General features: G+C 37.2%; 18 protein-coding genes. 17 read left to right on the top strand and 1 reads right to left on the bottom strand.

What is annotated here, in order from left to right:
• Positions 1 to 385: 385 nt before the first annotated feature.
• The 5 genes from RK01_RS05000 to RK01_RS04980 all read left to right on the top strand — a co-directional run bounded on the left by RK01_RS05000 (position 386) and on the right by RK01_RS04980 (position 5,403).
• Positions 386 to 652, top strand: a complete 267-nt coding sequence (locus tag RK01_RS05000) for a phosphocarrier protein HPr (RefSeq protein WP_016172193.1) — start codon at positions 386 to 388, stop codon at positions 650 to 652.
• Positions 652 to 2,379, top strand: coding sequence for a phosphoenolpyruvate--protein phosphotransferase (gene ptsP, locus RK01_RS04995; protein WP_016172192.1), 1,728 nt, complete (start codon positions 652 to 654; stop codon positions 2,377 to 2,379). Before RK01_RS05000 ends, ptsP begins: the two co-directional genes overlap by 1 nt.
• A gap of 508 nt (positions 2,380 to 2,887) precedes the next feature.
• Entirely contained in the window at positions 2,888 to 4,120 is a 1,233-nt protein-coding gene (locus RK01_RS04990) for a glycosyltransferase family 4 protein (protein ID WP_016172191.1), read from the top strand.
• An 88-nt stretch (positions 4,121 to 4,208) separates the two neighbouring features.
• Entirely contained in the window at positions 4,209 to 5,072 is an 864-nt protein-coding gene (locus tag RK01_RS04985) for an NAD(P)-dependent oxidoreductase (protein WP_016172190.1), read from the top strand.
• A 100-nt stretch (positions 5,073 to 5,172) separates the two neighbouring features.
• Entirely contained in the window at positions 5,173 to 5,403 is a 231-nt protein-coding gene (locus RK01_RS04980; protein ID WP_016172189.1) for a YkuJ family protein, read from the top strand.
• 40 nt (positions 5,404 to 5,443) lie between these two features.
• On the opposite strand, the gene RK01_RS04975 is transcribed toward RK01_RS04980, so the two are convergent.
• A complete protein-coding gene (locus tag RK01_RS04975) occupies positions 5,444 to 6,502 on the bottom strand; it encodes an NAD(P)H-dependent flavin oxidoreductase (protein ID WP_016172188.1) in 1,059 nt (352 codons plus the stop codon).
• Positions 6,503 to 6,731: 229 nt separating this feature from the next.
• On the opposite strand from RK01_RS04975, the gene fabT reads away from it, so the two are divergent.
• From fabT to RK01_RS04915, 12 genes are all read left to right on the top strand, one after another.
• A complete protein-coding gene (gene fabT / locus RK01_RS04970) occupies positions 6,732 to 7,172 on the top strand; it encodes a fatty acid biosynthesis transcriptional regulator FabT (RefSeq protein WP_016172187.1) in 441 nt (146 codons plus the stop codon).
• A gap of 8 nt (positions 7,173 to 7,180) precedes the next feature.
• Complete coding sequence (locus RK01_RS04965; RefSeq protein WP_016172186.1) at positions 7,181 to 8,149, top strand: beta-ketoacyl-ACP synthase III; 969 nt, start codon at positions 7,181 to 7,183, stop codon at positions 8,147 to 8,149.
• 54 nt (positions 8,150 to 8,203) lie between these two features.
• Positions 8,204 to 8,431, top strand: coding sequence for an acyl carrier protein (locus tag RK01_RS04960; protein ID WP_016172185.1), 228 nt, complete (start codon positions 8,204 to 8,206; stop codon positions 8,429 to 8,431).
• Between the two features lie 153 nt (positions 8,432 to 8,584).
• Positions 8,585 to 9,520 carry an ACP S-malonyltransferase gene (gene fabD / locus RK01_RS04955; RefSeq protein WP_016172184.1) on the top strand — a complete coding sequence of 312 codons (936 nt, stop codon included), beginning with the start codon at positions 8,585 to 8,587 and terminating at the stop codon, positions 9,518 to 9,520.
• A 20-nt stretch (positions 9,521 to 9,540) separates the two neighbouring features.
• On the top strand, positions 9,541 to 10,278 hold the full coding sequence (gene fabG, locus RK01_RS04950) for a 3-oxoacyl-[acyl-carrier-protein] reductase (RefSeq protein WP_016172183.1): 738 nt from the start codon (positions 9,541 to 9,543) through the stop codon (positions 10,276 to 10,278).
• A 34-nt stretch (positions 10,279 to 10,312) separates the two neighbouring features.
• Positions 10,313 to 11,548: a beta-ketoacyl-ACP synthase II gene (gene fabF / locus RK01_RS04945; protein WP_016172182.1), complete on the top strand. Its 1,236-nt coding sequence runs from the start codon at positions 10,313 to 10,315 to the stop codon at positions 11,546 to 11,548.
• 4 nt (positions 11,549 to 11,552) lie between these two features.
• Positions 11,553 to 12,041: an acetyl-CoA carboxylase biotin carboxyl carrier protein gene (gene accB / locus RK01_RS04940; RefSeq protein WP_016172181.1), complete on the top strand. Its 489-nt coding sequence runs from the start codon at positions 11,553 to 11,555 to the stop codon at positions 12,039 to 12,041.
• A 12-nt stretch (positions 12,042 to 12,053) separates the two neighbouring features.
• Entirely contained in the window at positions 12,054 to 12,473 is a 420-nt protein-coding gene (gene fabZ, locus RK01_RS04935; protein ID WP_195517032.1) for a 3-hydroxyacyl-ACP dehydratase FabZ, read from the top strand.
• A gap of 8 nt (positions 12,474 to 12,481) precedes the next feature.
• Positions 12,482 to 13,846 carry an acetyl-CoA carboxylase biotin carboxylase subunit gene (locus RK01_RS04930; RefSeq protein WP_016172179.1) on the top strand — a complete coding sequence of 455 codons (1,365 nt, stop codon included), beginning with the start codon at positions 12,482 to 12,484 and terminating at the stop codon, positions 13,844 to 13,846.
• A gap of 11 nt (positions 13,847 to 13,857) precedes the next feature.
• Positions 13,858 to 14,724 carry an acetyl-CoA carboxylase, carboxyltransferase subunit beta gene (gene accD / locus RK01_RS04925; RefSeq protein WP_016172178.1) on the top strand — a complete coding sequence of 289 codons (867 nt, stop codon included), beginning with the start codon at positions 13,858 to 13,860 and terminating at the stop codon, positions 14,722 to 14,724.
• Positions 14,721 to 15,503 carry an acetyl-CoA carboxylase carboxyl transferase subunit alpha gene (locus RK01_RS04920; protein WP_016172177.1) on the top strand — a complete coding sequence of 261 codons (783 nt, stop codon included), beginning with the start codon at positions 14,721 to 14,723 and terminating at the stop codon, positions 15,501 to 15,503. The genes accD and RK01_RS04920 overlap by 4 nt, the downstream gene beginning before the upstream one ends.
• Positions 15,504 to 16,026: 523 nt before the next feature.
• A complete protein-coding gene (locus RK01_RS04915; RefSeq protein WP_016172176.1) occupies positions 16,027 to 16,836 on the top strand; it encodes a transporter substrate-binding domain-containing protein in 810 nt (269 codons plus the stop codon).
• Positions 16,837 to 16,845 lie beyond the last annotated feature (9 nt).

Raw genomic sequence — 16,845 nt, 5'->3', positions numbered from 1 at the left:
AAGTTATCTTTGACCTTTATTGACCATAGCTATATTATACTAAAATTCTTGAATGGCGCAAGTAATTTGTCTGCTGAAAAAAAGAGAGTTACAGGTAGAGAGAACATGATTTTATCATTTCATTTTGCGTACTATGTGTCATTTATAGAATTGTCAGTATTAACTCAGTATTAACTCAGTATCCTTGTGGCTCTAAATAATGGCAGAATAATTTTAAATGCAATTGGACTAGATATCTTTTAGTGATTATGAGAGAAAACGGTTGTACGATTGTAAAAAAAATGGTAATCTTAACAGTTGAAAGGGCCTTTTTTGATGATTTGTTTTGACTATTAAAAAAGAAAACCCTCACAAAAAACTTGTTTCACAAAGGAGACCGATTAATATGGAAAAAAAAGATTTTCACGTAGTTGCAGAAACAGGGATTCACGCACGTCCCGCTACATTATTAGTACAAACTGCTAGCAAATTTAACTCTGACATTAACTTAGAGTACAAAGGTAAATCTGTAAATCTTAAATCTATCATGGGCGTTATGTCTCTTGGTGTTGGCCAAGGTTCTGACGTAACAATCACAGCTGAAGGTGCTGACGAAGCAGACGCAATGGCTGCAATCGTTGAAACAATGAAGAAAGAAGGATTATCTGAATAATGGTTGAAATGCTAAAAGGGATCGCCGCAAGTGACGGAGTTGCCGTTGCGAAAGCTTACCTGCTAGTTCAACCGGATTTATCCTTTAACAAAATTTCTGTAGATGATACGGAAGCAGAGGCAAAAAGATTAGACGATGCTTTAGCAAAATCTACTGAAGAATTACAACAAATTCGGGAAAAAGCAGCGCAAAGTTTGGGCGAAGCAGAAGCTCAAGTATTTGACGCTCATTTGATGGTCTTATCTGACCCTGAAATGATTGGTCAAATTAAACAAAACGTGAAAGATAACAAAGTCAATGCAGAATCTGCATTGAAAGAAGTTACTGACATGTACATTGGCATGTTTGAAGCAATGGATGATAATGCTTACATGCAAGAACGCGCAGCTGATATCCGTGACGTTGCCAAACGTGTCTTAGCACACTTATTAGGGGTTACTTTACCAAACCCTTCAATGATTAATGAAGAAGTTGTCGTGGTTGCCCATGACTTAACACCAAGTGATACTGCACAATTAGATCGGAAATTCGTTAAAGCTTTTGTTACTGACATTGGCGGACGAACTTCTCACTCTGCAATTATGGCGCGTTCTCTTGAAATTCCTGCGATTGTTGGAACAAAAGAAATTACGGCTAAAGTTAAAGCAGGCGATATTCTAGCTGTTAACGGTATTATTGGCGATGTTATCATTGATCCAACTGAAGAACAAAAAGCCGAATTCCAAAAAGCTGGTGCAGATTTCGCTGCCCAAAAAGCCGAATGGGAAAAGCTAAAAGAAGCGGATACTGTCACTGCTGATGGTAAACACTTTGAATTAGCTGCTAATATTGGTACACCAAAAGATTTAGAAGGTGTACACAACAATGGCGCTGAAGCAATCGGTCTATATAGAACAGAATTTCTTTATATGGATTCACCTGATTTTCCAACTGAAGAAGATCAATTTGAAGCCTACAAAGCAGTTCTAGAAGGTATGGGTGATAAACCAGTCGTTGTTCGGACAATGGATATCGGCGGGGATAAGGAATTACCATACTTAACTTTACCGCATGAAATGAATCCTTTCTTAGGTTATCGTGCATTGCGTATCAGTTTATCTGAATTAGGCGACGACATGTTCCGAACACAGTTACGTGCTTTGTTACGTGCCTCTGCTTTTGGTAACTTACGCATTATGTTCCCGATGGTCGCAACGTTGAAAGAATTCAGAGCAGCTAAAAAAATGTATGATGAAGAACGTCAAAAATTAATCAACGAAGGTGTAACAGTTTCTGATACAATCCAAGTTGGTATTATGATTGAAATTCCTGCGGCAGCTGTCTTAGCAGACAAATTTGCCAAAGAAGTAGACTTCTTCAGTATTGGTACAAATGATTTAATCCAATATACTATGGCTGCAGACCGTATGAACGAACGTGTGTCTTATCTTTACCAACCATATAACCCATCTATCTTACGTTTAATTAAAAACGTAATTGATTCGGCTCATGCTGAAGGTAAATGGGCTGGTATGTGTGGTGAAATGGCCGGCGATCAAACTGCTGTGCCAATTTTGATGGGCATGGGCTTAGATGAATTCTCAATGAGCGCAACATCAGTTCTTAAAACACGCAGCTTAATGAAACGTTTATCTACTGAAGATATGAAAGTTCTTGCTGATAAAGCATTAAATGACTGCGATACAATGGAAGAAGTCATTGAATTAGTAGAAGAAGCTGTAAAATAAAAATTATTTTTTACCTCGGAGATTTTTCTCTGGGGTTTTTTTGTTTTTAAATTTTTAATAAAAGGACAAATCTTCAAACTTCCCTTTTTAATAGCTTAATAAAAGAAAAGTATTTTCTTATATGTTATGCTAAAGTAAAGAATCAAAGTTTGATAAAAAGAGGAAATCAAAACAAGCTTAGATAATTAGAAATAAAAGGCAGGTACTTGTGCTAAGAAATGAATAAATAAGAAGAAGCATTAAAATGGCGGTCTCTGCTGATAGAGTTGTGATGGGAATTTCGAGGTGTTTTTGAAGAAATTGATGATTTAAACAGCTAGTACTAAGAGAGCCATCTAACGAGTTTGTCACTTGTCCTTTTTTCATTGTTATTTTAGGCGATTTAACGCTAAAATGTAATTTGAAATAGGACTATAGTTTGATTAAAGTATGATAAAGCTGTGATACACTATAGAAAAGTTGTTGGTTAACTGTATAAGTTACAGCGAGATAGTTTGGAGGAAAGACTGTGAAAATCGGGTTTTTTACAGATACCTATTTTCCGCAAGTTAGCGGTGTAGCAACATCAATTAAAACATTAAAGACCGAGTTGGAAAAAAAGGGGCATGAAGTCTATATTTTCACCACGACAGATCCCAATGCAACTGGTATTGAAGAAGATATAATTCGTATGCCGAGTGTTCCTTTTGTTTCTTTTAAAGATCGTCGAATTGTGGTGAGAGGAATGTGGTATGCTTATCTGATTGCAAAAGAATTGGAGTTGGATTTAATTCATACCCATACAGAATTTGGCGCTGGTCTTTTAGGTAAAATGGTAGGGAAAAAATTGAAGGTACCAGTCATTCACACGTATCATACAATGTATGAAGATTATTTACATTATATTGCGAAAGGTAAAGTAGTACGGCAATCCCATGTTAAATATTTCTCGCGTTTGTTTGCAAACCATACCACTGGTGTAGTGTGCCCAAGTGAGCGAGTGATTGATACTTTAAGAGGTTATGGCGTCACTTCCCCCATGCGCGTCATTCCCACTGGAATTGAGTTAGAAAAATTCGAGCGGCCAGACATTACAAGTGAAATGAAAGAAGCGTTAAGGCGAGAATTGGGAATTACAGATAACCAAATCATGTTATTATCATTGAGCCGTATTTCTTATGAAAAAAATATTCAAGCTATTATTCACGGTTTGCCAAAAGTTATTGCACAATTGCCTCAGACGCGTTTAGTTATTGTGGGTAAAGGACCTTATACTGAAGAATTAAAAGAACTTGTTCAAAGTTTGAATTTAGGAGATTATGTTTGTTTTGTCGGAGAAGTTCCTAATGACGAAGTTGCCCTTTATTACCATGCTGCGGATTACTTTGTCAGTGCCTCAACGTCAGAGACACAAGGTTTGACCTATACTGAAGCGATGGCTGCAGGTACACCCTTGGTGGTGGAGGGAAATGATTATTTGAATAATCTAATAGATGATTCTTCTTTTGGGGTGACTTTTGCTTCTGATGATGATTTTGCAGACGCTGTTTTGAATTACATTGCAAGTGGTCTCGGATCTGATCCGCAAAAGCTATCAAATAAATTATATGAAATTTCTGCCACCCACTTTGGTGAATCCATGCTAGATTTTTACCATGATATGATTGCGTATTATGCGAATTTATCATTAGAAAAAGAAACAGAACCCACAATGCAAAAAATTAAAGTTAAATTATATTCTTTTAAACGAACTTCCAATTAATTACAGCCATATTACAAGAAAAAATCACTGCTTTAGCTTATACTAAAGTTGTGATTTTTTGTTTGTTACGTTGAGAGGATGATAGAAAATGAAGATTGGTTTTATTGGTATCGGTGTTATGGGACATTCTATGGCATCTCATTTATTAGCGGCCGGTAATGAAGTGTATGTTTATAATCGTACGAAAAGCAAGGCTGATCAAATCGTGGAAAAAGGTGCGATTTGGCGTGATACACCAAAAGCAGTCGCTGAAAGTGCAGATGTGATATTTTCGATTGTCGGCTATCCGCAAGATGTGGAAGAAATTTATTATGGAGAAAACGGAATTTTTACTGCGGAAGTAAAAGGAAAAATTTTAGTGGATATGACAACAAGTACGCCTTCATTAGCAGAAAAAATTGCTCACACCGCGATGCAAAAAGGAGCATCAGCACTGGATGCACCGGTTTCCGGAGGTGACTTGGGCGCAAAAAATGCTACTTTAACGATTATGGTAGGGGGCACACAATCTGCTTATGAAAAAGTTTTACCGCTTTTTAAAATAATTGGTAAAAGTTATGCACTACATGGTGGCCCTGGTAAAGGACAGCATACTAAAATGGCGAATCAAATTATGATTGCGGGAACTATGACCGGTATGACAGAAATGCTTGTTTATGCGAAATCTGCAAATTTGGATTTGACAAAAGTTATTGAAACCGTCGGTGGTGGCAGTGCCGCAAATTGGTCATTAGCAAATTATGCACCGCGTATTTTGAAAGAAGACTATACTCCTGGTTTTTTTGTTAAGCATTTTATAAAAGATCTAAAAATTGCTTTAGCTGAAGCCGAAAAAATGGAAATTGATTTACCGGCGACAAAAGAAGCGACACGTTTATACGAGTTGTTGGCTAAAATGGGTTATGAAAATGATGGAACACAGGCTTTGATTAAATTATGGTGGGGAAACTAAGGTTTTTACAAAAAAGTATGATTTTTTTGTAAAAATCAATGCAAGCTGCTAACGCTTTTGATACAATATAACAGAAGTTGAGAAAAAGGAGGCTTTCCCCATGACAAGTTCACAATTAGTTGCCATTATCAAACGTCTTGAAGCGATGACTGAAGCAACCGATAATGAAATCCAAGTCCGCCGTTTTGAAAAAGAGGGCGTTGAAAAATGTACTGTGACTTACGATAAATCAACTGAAACATTTGAATTGACAGAAACAGATACCCAACAGCACTATCAATTCGATAATATTGATATCGTGGCAATGGAAATCTATGATTTAATTCAATAATCGTAATAAAAAGCACGAGAGGATTATCCTCTCGTGCTTTTTATTTACTCAATTCTTTCATCAAAAGGGGCACAGTAGTTATTTCGTTTACTTTAAAAACATTGCTGCCAGCAAAAACTAAGCCTTGATTAGGATTTTTCGTTACGCTGTTTAACAACATTTCCGTAATGCAATAAGGGATAGTTTTACGATCGCAATGATCACGGGAAAGACAGCTGCGGCATTTTGTAATTGGGATTTGTTTTGTTTTAATTGTCCGGGTAAATTCGTTTTCAATTGCGCGGCCTGGCATCCCAACTGGACTTTTAATGATTTTGATATCGGCTTGGGTTGCGTTTAAATAGCTTTCTTTATATGCAATAGGAGCGTCGCATTCCTCTGTTACTACAAACCGAGTTGCCATTTGCACACCTGCACAACCAAGACTTAAATAATGGTCGATATCATTACGATCATACACACCTCCGGCAAAAAATACTGGAATTTTACAATTGAATTTTTCACCGTATTCTTTTGCAACTGCGACGATTTTTTTTACTTCTTCATCCATTTCATCAATGGCTTTTTGAATGCCGTCGTACTTAAATCCCAAATGCCCTCCGGCTTCAGGTCCTTCAATTACTAAAAAATCTGCTGTCCGATTGTAGCGTTTAGCCCAAGTTCGCAACAAGACTTTAGCTGCCTTTTCAGAAGAGACGATAGGTGCAATCTTCGTTTTGGAATTTGCCACTAATTCAGGTAAATGAATAGGTAAACCAGCTCCGGAAATAATTACATCGGCGCCGACTTCAACACAACGCTGCACGTATTTCTCATATTTGAATGTAGCGCACATAATATTGAAACCAACAATACCTGTACCTGCGATTGTTTTAGCAGCATGGTATTGTTCTTCAATAGCTTTCATGTTGGCTTTAAAGGGCGCGCGTTCAAAAAGTGAATCACTAAAGCCAATCTGGGCGCAAGAGATAATGCCCATTCCGCCTTCTTTTGCCACGCTACCGGCCAAACGGGAGAGGCTTACGCCAATACCCATTCCGCCTTGGATAATTGGAATTTTTAAATTTAAGTCACCAATTGCAACTGGTGTTAATTTCATAATAATCTCCTTAGTAAAATACTTTGATTTTCAAACTAAATTAAATACTAGCTTTCGTCTGAACACTTGTCAATAAATTTTTAAAATATCCGCGCTAAAATCATAAATAGGTGAAGATAGCTTTAGAAAAATAAAAAAATTACAAAAAAGTATTGCATTTTAAAAAAAGTTATAATATATTTTGATAGTCAAATGATTTGATAATCAAACTAATTTGGATGGTGAATGTGTGGATAAAGATCTGGAAACAGTCAATGACTATCTCGTGAGTGTCTTCAATGATATTTTAACTATTGAAGAATCTGAGCTGCAAAAATCGCAGTTTAATGATTTGAGTATTACGGAAATGCACACGATTGAAGCTATTGGCATGTATAAAAAAAAGACCACTTCCGAAGTGGCAAAAGAACTTTCCATCACGGTGGGGACATTAACTACCGCCATCAATCGGTTAGTTAAAAAAGGTTATGTCGAACGTATTCGTAGTGAAGATGATCGACGAGTTGTCAAGCTCGGTTTGACTAAAAAGGGTAAGCTACTATTTCGCGTACATCAGTATTTCCATCGTCAAATGATCAAGCGGGTCTTAACAGGGATGGATAGTGATGAGGAAGCAACTTTATTAAAGGCTTTAAAAAATCTCCATGATTTTTTACAAGAGTATAAGTGAGTGTGAAGATGAGAAAATACGGAAAAATTACAGCTACGGCAAGTTTTGTTCCAACCCAAATTATTAAAAATGATGATTTAGCACAAATTATGGCGACATCAGATGAGTGGATTAAAAGCCGGACCGGCATTTTGGAACGCCGCATTGCCACAACTGAGAATACTTCTGACCTATGTATTGGCGTTGCAGAAAAATTACTTTTAAAAAGTCAAATTACTGCTAATGATTTAGATTTTATTATCGTAGCGACAATGACACCGGATTACGCCACACCTTCTGTAGCTTGTCTTGTACAAGGAGCGATTGGAGCTAACAACGCTTTTGCCTTTGATTTATCTGCAGCATGTTCAGGATTTGTATACGCCTTATCCGTAGCGGAGAAGTTAATTCAAACAATAGCGCAAAAGGGGTTAGTAATTGGTGGCGAGGTTCTTTCTAAATGTCTGGATTGGCAAGATCGCACGACGGCAGTTTTGTTTGGTGATGGAGCTGCTGGAGTATTACTAGAAGCAAGTGATGTTCCAATGATCAAAAAGGAAAATTTACAAGCTGACGGTACTAGAAGTACGTCGTTAACAGCAGGCTATGTGAAAAACGATAGTCCTTTTAAAGGCGAAAGTCCCACTGCATCACCTTATCTTAAGATGGAAGGTCGTGAAATTTTTGATTTTGCGACACGGGATGTTGTAGCTGCAATTGACCAATTAGTGGCAGAAGATAAGGATAAAATTGATTTTTATCTCTTACATCAAGCCAACTCACGCATTTTGGATAAAGTGGCAAGAAAATTGAAAGTTCCACGTGAACGGTTTTTACAGAATATGGATAAATATGGCAATACGTCTGCTGCAAGTATTCCACTTTTATTAGATGAAGCTGTATCAGCAGGTATAATTCGTTTGGACGGGACACAAAACTTAGTGTTTTCAGGATTTGGCGGTGGTTTGACTTGGGGAGTTATCCAAGTAACGCTTTAAGGCCTGTTTACAATATAAAACATAAAATAATTCATTTAATTGGAGGAAATAAACATGGTATTTGAAAAAATTCAAGAAATCGTAGCAGAAGAATTAGGGAAAGAAAAAGATGAAATTCAATTAACAACTAATATTCAAGAAGATTTAGAAGCAGATAGTTTGGATTTATTCCAAATCATCAATGAAATAGAAGATGAGTTTGATGTGAAAATTGAAACTGAAGAAGGCATCACAACAGTTGCTGATCTTGTAAAATATGTTGAAGCACAAAAAGCTGAATAATTTCTTTTAAGCTGGGCGGTAGTCTGGCTTTTCTTATAATGAAAGAAATCTCTTTCATTATAAGAAAAGCTAATCAATTAATTTGAAAGCTTAAAAAATCAAAATAAACTGTTTTAAGATGACGGCTTGAGATGAAAAGACGGAGGACAATGAATGAAAACAGCTTTTTTATTTAGTGGTCAAGGGGCACAATACACTGGTATGGGAAAAGAGTTATACGATAATGAAAAAATCGTAAAGCAAACTTTTGCTGAAGCGAGTGAAGTGTTGGGTTATGACATGGCCGCTTTATGTTTTGAGGAAAATCAAAATGATAAATTAAATCAAACGGAATATACGCAACCTGCTATTTTGACAGTCAGTATTGCTTTTTGGCGGTTACTATCAGAAAAGGGCTATTCGGCAGATGCAGTCTGTGGATTAAGTTTAGGTGAGTACTCTGCATTGGTGGCAAGTGGGGCACTTGATTTTAAAACAGCGGTAGCTTTAGTTTCTAAACGTGGTAATTTTATGGCCAATGCAGCCCCCGCTGGCAGTGGCAAGATGGTTGCAGTTATGAATACACCTAGTGAAACTATTGAAAAATGTTGCCAAGAAGCAAGTGCTATCGGCATTGTTTCACCAGCAAACTACAATACTCCACAGCAAATTGTTATTGGCGGTGAGGTAGCTGCTGTTGACAAAGCTTGCGAAATATTAACCAAAGCAGGTGTAAAACGGCTGATTCCATTAAATGTTAGTGGTCCTTTCCATACTGCTTTATTGCAACCAGCAGCTGAGCAATTGCAAGCAGAGCTGGGAAAAATTGATTTTAAACCTATGACGATACCGGTTATTAGTAATACAATAGCTAAAGTAATGCCTCAAGATGAAATAAAATCATTGCTAGAGCGACAAGTAATGTCTTCTGTTCATTTTTATGAAAGTATCGCCACTTTAAAAGAAATGGGAATTAGTCAAGTGGTCGAAATTGGACCAGGTAAAGTCTTAACTGGATTCGTAAAAAAAATAGACAAAACAATTACGACTACAAGAATAGAAGACAGCAAAACATTTAATGAAACAATTACATTTTTAGCTAACAATTAGTCGTGTTTTGGGAGGAAAAGATGGAACTTAAAGGAAAAAATGCCTTAATTACTGGTAGTACAAGAGGGATTGGTAAAGGCATTGCAGAAGCTTTTGCCAAAGAAGGTGCCAATATCATTTTAAATGGAAGGCGCCCAGTGTCCCCAGAGCAAATTGAGGCAATTGAAAGTTATGGCGTGTCCTGTATCGGCGTAACTGGTGATATCAGTGATTACGAAACAGCAAAAAAAATATTAGCAGAAGTTGAAGAAAAAATAGGGAATATCGATATTTTAGTTAATAATGCTGGTATTACCAACGATAAGCTATTGTTACGTATGACTGCCGAAGATTTCGAGAGCGTCATGAAAATTAACTTAAGCGGCACTTTTAATATGACACAATTAGTTATGAAAAAAATGTTGAAAAACCGCTGCGGTACAATTATTAACATGTCTTCTGTCTCAGGTTTAGTCGGGAATGCTGGACAAGCAAATTATGCTGCTAGTAAAGCTGGTATGGTAGGGTTCACAAAATCTGTTGCCCGAGAAGTAGCCCCACGTGGCATTACGTGTAATGCTATTGCACCCGGCTTCATTGCAACTGATATGACAGAAGTTCTCTCTGATAAAGTGAAAGAACAAGTAAGTAAAAATATTCCGTTACAAAAGTTTGGTACAGTTGCTGATATTGCGCAAACGGCAGTATTTCTTGCTAAAAGTCCATATATTACAGGGCAAGTGATTAATGTTGATGGCGGTTTAGTAATGCATGGTTAACTATTAAAAATCTGCTTTTAACAAGGAGGATAATATGAATCGCGTAGTAATTACAGGTTATGGTGTAGCATCACCCATTGGAAATGATGCTGAAACATTTTTAAATAGTTTAAAAGAAGGAACAAATGGCATTGGTGAAATTACTCAGTTTGATGCAAGCGAAACAGGCATTACGGTTGCAGCAGAAGTGAAGGAATTTCCCTTTGATAAATATTTCATAAAAAAAGATGCAAAAAGAATGGATAAATTTTCATTGTTTGGTATTTATGCTGCTTTAGAAGCGATGGCAATGTCAGGTTTAGATACCACAAAAATGGATGTTGATCGGTTTGGTGTGATGGTAAGTTCAGGAATTGGTGGTTTACAAACCATTCAAGATCAAGTTATTCGCATGCATGATAAAGGACCAAAACGGGTTTCACCTATGTTTGTACCAATGTCTATTGTAAACATGGTAGCTGGGAACATTGCATTGAAAGTGGGAGCTAAAGGGATTTGTACGAGTACAGTTACAGCGTGTGCTTCTGGAACGCATTCTATCGGAGAAGCCTTTCGTAATATTAAACATGGTTATGCTGATGTTATTTTAGCTGGGGGAGCCGAAGCTTCAATTAATGAAATTGGAATTTCTGGTTTTGCTGCTTTAACTGCTTTAACAAATGAAACGGATCCAAATAAAGCTTCTGTTCCTTTTGATGAAAATCGTAGTGGGTTTGTCATGGGCGAAGGCGGCGGTGTCGTTGTGGTGGAATCTTTAGAACATGCAAACGCTCGCGGGTCGAATATTTTGGCTGAAATCGTCGGTTACGGTGCAAACTGTGATGCATATCATATGACAGCGCCCAATCCTGATGGTTCGGGTGCAGGTAAAGCGATGAAGTTAGCGATGCAAGAAGCCGGTATTACACCTAGTGAAGTGGGTTATATTAATGCTCACGGAACAAGTACACCTGCAAATGATGTGGCTGAAGCAAAGGCGATTCAATATGGTTTAGGACAAACCTATAAAGAAACTTATGTCAGCAGTACAAAATCTATGACTGGACACTTATTAGGCGCGGCCGGAGGAGTGGAAGCAATTGCCTCCTTATTGGCTTTACAATATCAATTTGTCCCACCGACTATTAATGTCACAAAACAAGATCCAGAAATTGATTTAAATGTTGTAACAAACAAAGCAAAAGAGGCAGATTTAGAATACGTCATGAGCAACTCTTTAGGTTTTGGCGGTCATAATGCTGTGATCTGTCTAAAACGTTGGGAGGCCTAAGCTAGTGAACATTAATGAAATTAAAGATTTATTAGCACAATTTGATCAGTCGACTTTGACTGAATTTGATTTAAAAGACAATCAATTTGAATTGTATTTTAACAAAAATCAGCAAGTCCGTGGTCAAAACGGTACTATGACTGAAACAGTATCCCAACAGCCAGAAACGCCAAGTTTTTGTTTAGACAAATCTTTAGATGTTTCCTCTGTTACTCCTCCTGCACTGGCAGAAGAGGAAGACCTTAAAATGGAAGGTACGGAAATTGTTTCTCCTTTAGTTGGTGTGTGTTACTTGAAGAGTGGTCCAGATCAGCCTGTATTTAAAAAAGTTGGCGATCGCATTGAAAAAGGCGAAGCTCTTTGTATTATTGAAGCGATGAAAGTTATGAATGAAATCGTTAGTGATGTAGCAGGTGAACTTATTCAAATTTTAGTGGAAAATGAACAAGTGGTGGAATTTAATCAGCCGCTTTTTGTTGTGAAAGAAGGATAAATTATGGCAGTTATGACAATTGAAGAAATTAAAAAGATTATTCCTCATCGGTATCCCTTTTTGTTAATTGATCGTATAGAAGAATTAGAAGAAGGTAAAAAGGTCGTTGCCAAAAAGAACGTGACTGTAAATGAGCCTTTTTTTCAAGGGCATTTCCCACAAGAACCTGTGATGCCAGGTGTATTAATTATCGAAGCGTTGGCTCAAGCTGGTGCAGTTGCGTTACTTTCATTACCCGATTTTAAGGGGAAAACAGCCTATTTTGGCGGAATTGACAAAGCCAAATTTCGTCGTAAAGTTGTTCCTGGGGACACATTAATATTGGAAGTCGAAATCTTAAAAGTTAAAGCTTCAGCTGGAATTGGCAAAGGAATTGCCTATGTTGATGGTAAAAAAGCTGCTGAAGCAGAATTAACCTTTATGATTGGATAGGTGAATGTATGTTTTCAAAAGTTTTAATTGCAAATCGTGGTGAAATCGCAGTACGTGTTATTCGTGCTTGTCGCGAATTAGGTATTCAAACAGTTGCGGTTTATTCTGAAGCAGATAAAAATGCTCTTCATGCTGAAATGGCGGATGAGGCAATCTGCATTGGCCCTGCTAAAGCGAGCGATTCCTATTTGAATGTGCAACAGATACTAAGTGCAGCAATTGTTACCAAAGCAGAAGCGATTCACCCGGGATTTGGTTTCTTATCTGAAAATAGCCGTTTTGCTGCTATGTGTGAAGAATGTAATATTACGTTCATCGGGCCAAAAAGCGAAACGATTGATGCAATGGGAAATAAAATTAACGCACGTCAGTTGATGATAAAAGCGAATGTTCCTGTTATTCCCGGTAGTGAAGATGCTTTAGAAGACGTAGAAGAAGCATTGCGCTTAGCTAATGAAATTGGTTATCCGGTGATGCTAAAAGCTGCAGCTGGCGGAGGTGGTAAAGGTATTCGCAAGGTCATGACCAAAGAAGAATTACCACAACATTTTAAATCAGCGCAACAAGAAGCCAAAGCAGCCTTTGGGAATGATGCTATGTATCTCGAAAAAATAGTTTATCCTGCACGACATATTGAAGTTCAAATCTTAGGGGATGAGTATGGTAATGTCATTCATTTAGGTGAACGGGATTGCTCATTGCAACGTAATAATCAAAAAGTGTTAGAAGAAGCACCCTCTGTGATAATTTCAGAACAAAAACGAGAAGAGTTAGGGTCTGCGGCCGTTCGTGCAGCAAAAGCAGTGAATTATTGCAATGCCGGTACAATTGAATTTCTAATGGATGAAACGGGATCTTTTTATTTTATGGAAATGAATACTCGGATTCAAGTCGAGCATCCTATTACCGAAATGATTACTGGCGTAGATTTAGTTAAAAAACAGCTTGAAATTGCTGCAGGTGAAGCATTGACCCTCAAACAAAGCGATATTAAAATCAGCGGTCATGCGATTGAATGCCGAATTAATGCAGAAAATCCAGCCTTCAATTTTGCTCCGGCTCCTGGCAAAATTAATAATTTGTTTTTACCAAGTGGAGGACTAGGTTTGCGGGTGGAAAGCGGCATGTATTCTGGGTACACTATTCCGCCTTATTATGATTCCATGATCGCGAAAGTTATTGTTCATGGTGAGACGCGTTTTGAAGCATTAATGAAGATGCAACGAGCGTTAGGCGAGTTGGTTACAGATGGGGTCACGACCAATGCAGAATTTCAAATGGATTTGATTTCGCATCCTAATGTAATTGCTGGTGATTATGATACCGCCTTTTTACAAAGTATCTTTTTACCAAATTGGACACCTGAAGCTTAGGAGGGATTTATTTGGCTTTATTTAAAAAGAAAAAATATATCCGGATTAATCCCAACCGCACTCAGACAGCAATTCAAAAGCCGCAGGTTCCGGATAATTTATGGGCAAAATGCCCTAATTGTAAACATATGCTTTATACTAAAGATATCGGCATAGAAAAAATTTGTCCTTATTGTGGGTATAATTTTCGAATTAGTGCATGGGAACGGATCGCAATTACAATTGATGAAAAAAGCTTTGACGAATGGGACGTTGACGTTTTTAGCAAAGATCCTTTGAATTTTCCGGACTATATAGAAAAAGTAAAACAAACACAAGCTAAAACAGGGCTGCATGAAGCCGTGTTGACTGGTGAGGCCACCATTAATGGGTTGTCATTTGCACTGGGAATTATGGATTCGCATTTTATCATGGGAAGCATGGGGACAGTAGTTGGGGAAAAAATTACCCGATTATTTGAAAAAGCAACTCAAAAAGGTTTGCCAGTTGTCATTTTCACTGCTTCTGGTGGTGCCAGAATGCAAGAAGGAATTTTTTCTTTGATGCAAATGGCAAAAATTTCGGCTGCAGTAAAGCAGCACAGCAATGCTGGATTATTTTACTTGACGGTATTAACAGATCCGACAACCGGTGGTGTTACTGCAAGTTTTGCCATGGAAGGCGATATTATTTTAGCTGAACCACAAAGTTTAATTGGCTTTGCGGGCCGACGAGTAATCGAACAAACAATTAAACAAGAATTACCAGAAGATTTTCAAAAAGCAGAGTTTTTATTAGAACACGGTTTTGTCGATCAAATTGTGCCCCGAACTGAATTAAAAAAACGAATTGAACATTTATTGCGTTTACACACAGTAGAAGGGTGGTTGACTACATGACCGCGGCTCATGAGATAGTTCAGTTAGCTCGTAGTAAAGAACGGTTAAGTGCTTTAGATTTTTTTGCGTTAATTTTTGAAGACTATGAAAATCTACACGGGGATCGTTTATTTGCCGATGATGAGGCAATAGTCGGTGGGGTTGCAACTTTAGATAATAAACCTGTCACTGTAATTGGGATTCAAAAAGGGCGCGATCTAAAAGAAAATTTAAAAACAAATTTTGGTTCTCCTCATCCCGAAGGCTATAGAAAAGCTCTGCGTTTAATGAAACAAGCTGAAAAGTTTAAGCGGCCTGTGATTACTTTTATCAATACAGCAGGTGCTTATTGTGGTATTGGCGCAGAAGAACGCGGCGAAGGAGAAGCGATTGCTAAAAACTTGTTGGAAATGTCTGATTTAAAAGTACCGATTATTGCGATAATTATTGGTGAAGGTGGTAGCGGTGGTGCATTAGCGTTAGCAGTAGGGGATGAAGTGTGGATGATGGAACATTCCATTTATGCCATTTTATCGCCAGAGGGTTTTGCTTCTATTTTATGGAAAGACGGTAGCCGTGCCCATGAAGCAGCAGAATTAATGAAAATTACAGCCCAAGAATTGTATGATTTGAATATCATTGAAAAAGTAATTGCCGAAACAAAAGATGGAAAAGGGCTACCCCAAGATGCTATCATTGAAACGATGAAACGCGACCTTGTCACAAAATTAGCCGAGTTAGCACAAAAAGATACACAGACACTACTAGCAGATCGCTATCAGCGCTTCCGTAAGTTTTAATTGGAGATTTATCATTCATTGCGCAATTGAATGATAAATCTTTTTTTATAATAAAACAGCCCCATAGTTAGTTTGCGTAAAAAGTCTGGAGAAGTTGTCAGATAGTTACAATACATATTAGCAACAAAAAAATTTACACAGCGTAAAATGGATTCCTTGGAATAAATTAGATTCGCTAGTATCTAAAAGATTTACATCCTTTAGCATAAATTGTTGTGTAAGGTGTTTAAATTTAATAAGAAGTAAAGGAAGAGGATACAAAGTTGTTATCCTTTTTTTGTATAAAAAATGAATAAACGTATTGCAGACTTTCGAAAAAAATTTTTTTCAACAGGTGAAATTGGTTTTTGAAAGGGATTTGACTTTTTGCAGATAAAAAACACTAAATTTGAAATGAAAAAATATACTATTTTTTGTTGAAAAAATTCAGAAAAAGCGTGCATTTGAAAAAGCACTATGATAATATGTATATATTCTCAATAAAAGATTTAAAAATGAATATATATTTATTAGGAGTGATAGGATGAAAAAGTTTTTGACCAGCTTGGCCGTTATTGGAACGTGTTTTTTATTAAGCGCTTGTGGCGGTAAAACAGCAGAAGACAAATTGGCAGCCATTAAAGAAAGTGGTGAATTGAAGGTTGGGACTTCAGCGGAATTCGCCCCTTTTGAATTTCATACTTTAGTGAATGGTAAAGATAAAATTGTCGGTGCTGATATGGACTTGGCCCAAGCAATTGCAGATAAGCTAGGGGTTAAACTAAAAATTGAGGATATGGAATTTAATGCTGTTTTAGCCACTTTGAAAGAAGGCAAAGTCGATCTTGGAATTGCTGGGATTTCTGCCACGCCAGAGCGTCAGAAATCTTTTGATTTTTCTGTTAATTATTACAATCCGCCACAAAAAGTAGTCATTAATAAAAAAGATGCGGCAAAATATAATTCAATTAAAAGTTTAAAGGGTAAAAAAATTGGGGCTCAAAAAGGCTCTATTCAAGAAGATATTGTAAAAAATCAATTAGCCGACCCTCAAATCGTCTCTGTGGCAAAAGTGCCTAGTCTAATTTTGGAGGTAAAACAGGGATCTATTGATGCCTTAGTCGTGGAAGAAACAGTCGGCGCCTCTTATATTGCTCAAAACCCTGAACTTCAATTTGCCGATATTGATTTAAAATCCAGTGAAGATGAAGCTTATGCCATTGCGATGCAAAAAGACAGCGATTCTTTAAAAAAAGAAATGGATAAAATCATCAAAGAATTAATTGATTCAGGTGAAATTGAGAAGTATGTCAAAGAGAATACTGCCTTAGCCAATAAATCGACTAAAGAATAAAATGGGGAA

The sequence above is a fragment of the Enterococcus dispar ATCC 51266 genome (assembly GCF_000406945.1).
Lineage (GTDB): Bacteria > Bacillota > Bacilli > Lactobacillales > Enterococcaceae > Enterococcus_C > Enterococcus_C dispar.
This window is presented reverse-complemented; position numbering and strand designations above follow the sequence as displayed.

Bases quoted from the DNA above. Each gene is read 5' to 3' on its own strand.
- RK01_RS04965 (WP_016172186.1), top strand. From the start codon at position 7,181: ATGAGAAAATACGGAAAAATTACAGCTACGGCAAGTTTTGTTCCAACC.
- fabF (WP_016172182.1), top strand. From the start codon at position 10,313: ATGAATCGCGTAGTAATTACAGGTTATGGTGTAGCATCACCCATTGGA.
- RK01_RS04985 (WP_016172190.1), top strand. From the start codon at position 4,209: ATGAAGATTGGTTTTATTGGTATCGGTGTTATGGGACATTCTATGGCA.
- ptsP (WP_016172192.1), top strand. From the start codon at position 652: ATGGTTGAAATGCTAAAAGGGATCGCCGCAAGTGACGGAGTTGCCGTT.
- RK01_RS05000 (WP_016172193.1), top strand. From the start codon at position 386: ATGGAAAAAAAAGATTTTCACGTAGTTGCAGAAACAGGGATTCACGCA.
- RK01_RS04980 (WP_016172189.1), top strand. From the start codon at position 5,173: ATGACAAGTTCACAATTAGTTGCCATTATCAAACGTCTTGAAGCGATG.
- fabG (WP_016172183.1), top strand. From the start codon at position 9,541: ATGGAACTTAAAGGAAAAAATGCCTTAATTACTGGTAGTACAAGAGGG.
- RK01_RS04960 (WP_016172185.1), top strand. From the start codon at position 8,204: ATGGTATTTGAAAAAATTCAAGAAATCGTAGCAGAAGAATTAGGGAAA.
- RK01_RS04975 (WP_016172188.1), bottom strand. From the start codon at position 6,502: ATGAAATTAACACCAGTTGCAATTGGTGACTTAAATTTAAAAATTCCA.
- RK01_RS04920 (WP_016172177.1), top strand. From the start codon at position 14,721: ATGACCGCGGCTCATGAGATAGTTCAGTTAGCTCGTAGTAAAGAACGG.
- fabZ (WP_195517032.1), top strand. From the start codon at position 12,054: ATGACAATTGAAGAAATTAAAAAGATTATTCCTCATCGGTATCCCTTT.
- RK01_RS04930 (WP_016172179.1), top strand. From the start codon at position 12,482: ATGTTTTCAAAAGTTTTAATTGCAAATCGTGGTGAAATCGCAGTACGT.
- fabD (WP_016172184.1), top strand. From the start codon at position 8,585: ATGAAAACAGCTTTTTTATTTAGTGGTCAAGGGGCACAATACACTGGT.
- RK01_RS04915 (WP_016172176.1), top strand. From the start codon at position 16,027: ATGAAAAAGTTTTTGACCAGCTTGGCCGTTATTGGAACGTGTTTTTTA.